This window comes from Pseudolysinimonas sp. (genome assembly GCF_044239695.1).
Classification (GTDB): domain Bacteria; phylum Actinomycetota; class Actinomycetes; order Actinomycetales; family Microbacteriaceae; genus Pseudolysinimonas_A.
Map to the genome: position 1 here is coordinate 1 of NZ_JBIIAW010000155.1, position 5,066 is coordinate 5,066.

General features: G+C 69.5%; 5 protein-coding genes and 1 pseudogene. 4 read left to right on the top strand and 2 right to left on the bottom strand.

The annotated features are described in order from the left end of the window. Positions 1–94 precede the first annotated feature (94 nt). The 4 genes and pseudogenes from ACILQS_RS15480 to ACILQS_RS15495 form a co-directional block, all read left to right on the top strand. Positions 95–1,006 carry a proteasome assembly chaperone family protein gene (locus tag ACILQS_RS15480; RefSeq protein ID WP_395641022.1) on the top strand — a complete coding sequence of 304 codons (912 nt, stop codon included), beginning with the start codon at positions 95–97 and terminating at the stop codon, positions 1,004–1,006. 168 nt (positions 1,007–1,174) lie between these two features. Next, the gene (locus tag ACILQS_RS15485; protein WP_395641023.1) at positions 1,175–2,560 is read left to right on the top strand and encodes an RNA polymerase sigma factor; all 1,386 of its coding nucleotides are present in this window, start codon (positions 1,175–1,177) and stop codon (positions 2,558–2,560) included. Positions 2,561–2,566: 6 nt separating this feature from the next. Continuing rightward, positions 2,567–3,289, top strand: coding sequence for a F420-0--gamma-glutamyl ligase (locus ACILQS_RS15490; protein ID WP_395641024.1), 723 nt, complete (start codon positions 2,567–2,569; stop codon positions 3,287–3,289). A 68-nt stretch (positions 3,290–3,357) separates the two neighbouring features. Beyond that, positions 3,358–3,504 (top strand): annotated as a pseudogene (locus ACILQS_RS15495) (RidA family protein); the annotation flags it as partial. 16 nt (positions 3,505–3,520) lie between these two features. Here the strand turns inward: ACILQS_RS15495 and ACILQS_RS15500 are convergent. Together ACILQS_RS15500 and ACILQS_RS15505 are read right to left on the bottom strand one after the other, a co-directional pair. Next, positions 3,521–4,567: an alanine racemase gene (locus ACILQS_RS15500; protein ID WP_395641025.1), complete on the bottom strand. Its 1,047-nt coding sequence runs from the start codon at positions 4,565–4,567 to the stop codon at positions 3,521–3,523. Further along, positions 4,564–5,066: alanine racemase C-terminal domain-containing protein (locus ACILQS_RS15505; protein WP_395641026.1), on the bottom strand; the 503-nt coding region annotated here is incomplete at its 5' end. The genes ACILQS_RS15500 and ACILQS_RS15505, both read right to left, overlap by 4 nt.

The following is a 5,066-nucleotide window of genomic DNA, read 5'->3' on the forward strand; positions in this document are numbered from 1 at the left end:
CATGGCGCCATGCTAACCGCGTGTTCGCTCACGGCTTCACCGGCGAAGGCTCCGCCCCCTGCGGCGGGCGCACCGGCCGAAATAGACTCGCGGTATGCGAGATCCGGGCGGCCTGTACGACCTGTCGGTCGAGCTCGACGCCGTCCCGCGCGGGCTCCATCTGGTCGCGGGCCTCACCGGATTCACGGATGCCGGCGGCGCCGTCAGTCAGGTCAGTCAGTACCTGCTCGAGCACCTCGACCACCGCGAGATCGTGACCTTCGACACCGACGCGCTGCTGGACTACCGAGCGCGCCGGCCGGTGATGTTCTTCGATCAGGACCACTTGAGCGAGTACACCCCGGCGAAGCTCTCCCTCTATCTCGCGACGGATGAGCTCGGTCAGCAGTTCCTGTTCCTCACCGGATTCGAACCCGACTTCCAGTGGGAGCGCTTCACCGCGGCGCTCGTGCAGCTCGTCGAGAAGTACGGCGTGAAGGACACCACCTGGTTCAACTCGATCGCGATGCCGACGCCGCACACCCGCCCGATCGGAGTCACGGTGAGCGGCAACCGCCTCGAGCTGATCGATTCGCTCTCCGTGTGGAAGCCGCGCACCCAGGTGCCGGGCAACGCGCTGCACCTCTTGGAGTACCGCCTCCAGGAGGTCGGGCATCCGACGGCCGGGTTCGTGCTGCTCATCCCGCACTACCTCTCCGACACCGAGTACCCGCAGGCGGCCGTCACCGCGCTCGAGAGCATCAGCGCAGCCACCGGCTTGATCTTTCCGACCGAACGGCTCCGCGAGGAGAATCGCGACTTCCTCGCCAAGGTCGACGACCAGGTGCACGGCAACCAGGAGCTGGAACGGCTGGTCGGTGCGCTCGAGGAGCGTCACGACTCCTATATGGAGGAGAACCCGCTCCCGTCGCCGCTGGTCGACTCGAGCGGCGAGCTGCCGAGCGCGGACACGATCGCGGCCGAGCTCGAGAAGTTCCTCGCGAACCGGCGACCCGACGACATCTGAGTTCCCCATACTGCACATCCGGAGTCCCGTGCAAGCCGGGACGCCCGGAGTGTGAGAGAATGGACGTTCAAGACCCGGTCGGTCCCCGCAAGAAGTCGGGGGACTTGACAAGGGTCTTAGTAATGCCCGGAATCGCCAATTCGGCGTGGGGCGCGGAAGGGAAATCGGATGGCCACCCGAACCACCACCAAGACCGCTGAGGCGGCGAAGGACGAAGCTCCCGCCGCGAAGACGGCTGCCGCCAAGGCTCCGGCGAAGGCGGCTCCGGCGAAGACCGCCGCGAAGGCGCCGGCGACCAAGACCGCCGCCACCAAGACACCCGCCAAGGCCGCCGCCGCGAAGGCCGCGCCCGCCAAGGCCTCGAAGGCGAAGGCCGGCGACCCCGAGGTCGACGAGGACGTCGACGCCGAGGAGATCGAGGTCGACGTCGAGGAGATCGAGGTCGATGACGAGGCCGTCGTCGAAGAGGTCGAGAAGCCGGGCGCCGAGCCCGAGGCCGCCGTCGACGAGGACGCCGCCGACACCGACGATGACGACGACGACAAGGCCCCGGTCGACGAGCTCCCGACAGGCGCACTGCGACTCTCGGCGACCGATGACGACGACGACGTTCCGGTCTACTCGGCCGCGATCACCGGTGCGACGGCCGACCCGGTCAAGGACTACCTGAAGCAGATCGGCAAGGTCGCGCTCCTCAACGCGGCCGAGGAGGTCGAACTCGCCATGCGCATCGAGGCGGGCCTCTTCGCCGAGGAGAAGCTGTCGGCGATGCCCGACAGCGAGAAGCGCAGCCAGCTCGGCCGCGAGCTCACCTGGGTCGCCCGCGACGGTCAGCGCGCGAAGTCGCACCTGCTCGGCGCGAACCTCCGTCTCGTCGTCTCGCTCGCGAAGCGCTACACGGGTCGTGGCATGCAGTTCCTCGACCTCATCCAGGAGGGCAACCTCGGCCTCATCCGTGCGGTCGAGAAGTTCGACTACACCAAGGGCTTCAAGTTCTCGACCTACGCGACGTGGTGGATCCGTCAGGCGATCACCCGCGCGATGGCCGACCAGGCGCGCACCATCCGTATCCCGGTTCACATGGTCGAGGTCATCAACAAGCTCGCCCGCGTGCAGCGGCAGATGCTGCAGGACCTGGGCCGGGAGCCCACGCCCGAGGAGCTGTCGCGCGAACTCGACATGACTCCGGAGAAGGTCATCGAGGTGCAGAAGTACGGCCGCGAGCCGATCTCGCTGCACACGCCCCTCGGTGAGGATGGCGACAGCGAGTTCGGTGACCTCATCGAGGACACCGAGGCGGTCGTGCCGGCGGACGCCGTGGGCTTCACGATGCTGCAGAAGCAGCTCGAGAGCCTCCTCGACTCGCTCTCCGAGCGCGAGGCGGGCGTCATCCGCATGCGCTTCGGCCTCGGCGACGGCATGCCGAAGACGCTTGACCAGATCGGCGACACCTTCGGCGTGACGCGCGAGCGCATCCGTCAGATCGAGTCGAAGACGATGGCGAAGCTGCGTCACCCGTCCCGCTCGCAGTCGCTGCGCGACTACCTCGAATAGGCCGGCGTGGACGTCCCCTACGACGAGGAAGCGCACAAGCGTCCTCGGGAGATCGAGGTCGACGGTGCGCGGTTCGAGCGCATCCCGATCAAGACCCACGTCGTGCTCCCCGGGGAGCCGCTCGACCCGGTGATCGAGACGTACGCGCTCGAGCACCTCGAGGACGGCGACTGGCTCTTCATGACCGAGAAGATGGTCGCCGGTTCCCAAGGGCGGGCTTACCCGGTCGCGGAGACAAAGGCCCGGCCGCTCGCGGTCTGGCTCAGCAAGCGCGTCGTGCGCACGTCGACCGGCATCGGTCTCGGCATTCCCGAGACGATGGAGTGGGCGATCCGCGAGGTCGGCACGCCGCGCATCCTGCTCGCCGCCGCCGTGTCGGTCGTCTCGAAGCGCCTGTTCAATCGCACGGGCGACTTCTACCGGGTCACCGGTCCGAAGGCGCGCGGCATCGACGGCCCGGGCTATCCGACGATCCCGCCGTACGACGAGATGGTCGTGCTCACCGCCGCGAAGCCGCGGCAGACCTCGCAGCACGTGCGCGACTTGCTCGCCGGCCACGGCAAGAAGGTGGATGTCTTCCTCGTCGACATCAACGACCTCGGCGGCAACGTGCTCGGGTCGACGACCGACAAGGCGACCGAGAAGCTCGTCGGGCGGGTGCTCCGCGACAACCCGATCGGCCAGGGCCACGAGTCGACTCCGCTCGGCATCATCCGTCGCGTGGCCTGATCATGGCCGGAGCCGTCCGTCTCATCCGTTCGGGCTCGCTGGCCGACATCGCACCGTACGCCACCACCGAGCGCGACGATCTGGTCACCGCGTGGAACGTCGTGCGCGATGCGTTCGGCGATCATGACGTGCCCAGCACGCTGGTCGGCGTCACGGTCCTGGGATACCCGGATCAACTCGTCGAGCTCGAGGCCGTCGCGGCCGTCGTCGACTGAGCCCGACTCGCGGTCGCTACTCGCCCAAGATGACGCGCGGAATCCGGCGCGAGGCACGCGCGAGGATCTCGTCGCCGATCGTGTCGGCCCAGGCCGCCCACTCCTCGGCGGTGGGCTCGCCGCGGTCGCCGGGGCCGAAGACGATCGCCTCGGTACCGAGCGGTGCCTCCGCGGCGACTTCGATGGTGTCGACGTCGACCGTGCGCACGCGGACACGCTTCCCGTCGAGCAGCACGCGCCCGTCCTGGACGTTCGACGGGATCCCATCCGCTGAGCCGAGGTCGAGTGTCGACGTCCCCGCTTCGGACGCGATGACCGTCGCGTACACGGTCATCGGGGCTCGCATCCCGAGATCACGCGCCGTCTGGTCGTCGAACGGCGAGGAGCCGTAGGCGGCGATCCCGAAGCGCACGAGGTCGAAGCGCGCTTCGGGCATCCGGATGCCGGCCGAGCTCGCGGCGAGATGCAGTAGGGGGCGGTCGGGGCCGTCCATCGGCACGCCGAGTCCGGCCGCGACGGCGAGGGCCGCGCGGAACTCCGCGAGGGCGACGCGGTCGTCGGCGGGGGAGGCGTCGGCGAGGTGCGACCAGATGCCGGCGATCCGCGCCTGCCCGCGCTGCTCGGCGGCGAGTGCCTCGCCGACGAGGACCGGCCAGTCCTCGGGGCTGGCCCCGTTGCGGTGCAGCCCGGTGTCGATCTTGAGGTGCAGCGTCGCCGGGCGGTCGGCGCCGGCGTCGACGATGCGCCGGAGTTCGACGAGCGACGACACGCCGAGGTCGACGTCGTGCTCGACGGCCGCACGGAAATCCGTCTCCTCGCCGTGCAGCCAGGCGAACAGCTGCGCCTCGATCCCCGCGGCCCGCAGCTCGAGCGCGGCGGTGACGTCGAGCACGGCGAGCGAGTCCGCTCCCGACGCGAGAGCGGCGCGGGCGATCGGCACCATCCCGTGGCCGTAGCCGTCGGCCTTCACCGCGAGCATCGTGCGCGCCGGCGCCGCGATCGCGGCGAGCGTGAGCACGTTCGCGCGGAACGCGTCGAGGTCGATCTCGATGCGCGTCGTCATCGGATCTCCCGCACGACCCGCGCGGCGATTCCCGCGGTGAGGGCGAGCGGCGAGCGCTCCGTCCACTCGGCCCACTCCCTCGCCGAGGGCTCTCCGCGGTCCGGGTCGCCGAAGAGCACGGCATCCATACCGGCCTCGACCTCCGCATCGCCGACGTCGAGCATGAACTGATCCATCGCGATCCGTCCGACCAGGGGATGTCGCGCATCGCCGACCAGTACGCGAGCACGATTCGAGGCGAGCCGCGGGACGCCGTCGGCGTAGCCGAGTCCGACGAGCGCGAGACGGGTCGCGCGCCGCGTGCGGTAGGTGTAGCCGTAGGAGACGCCCTCGCCGGCCCCGACCTCCTTGACGGCGATGACTTCCCCGATCAGGGACATCACCGGACGCCCGACGCCGTCGACTCCATAGGCGGTCGTGGACGCCTCTGCGCCAGCTCGGTCGATCCGCACCGCAGCAGACGGATAGCCCGCGGCGAGCGCAGCCGCGGAGTCACGGT

What these genes read in the sequence shown, in the direction of transcription:
- ACILQS_RS15500 (WP_395641025.1), bottom strand. Translation starts at nt 4,567, where the DNA reads ATGACGACGCGCATCGAGATCGACCTCGACGCGTTCCGCGCGAACGTG.
- ACILQS_RS15480 (WP_395641022.1), top strand. Translation starts at nt 95, where the DNA reads ATGCGAGATCCGGGCGGCCTGTACGACCTGTCGGTCGAGCTCGACGCC.
- ACILQS_RS15485 (WP_395641023.1), top strand. Translation starts at nt 1,175, where the DNA reads ATGGCCACCCGAACCACCACCAAGACCGCTGAGGCGGCGAAGGACGAA.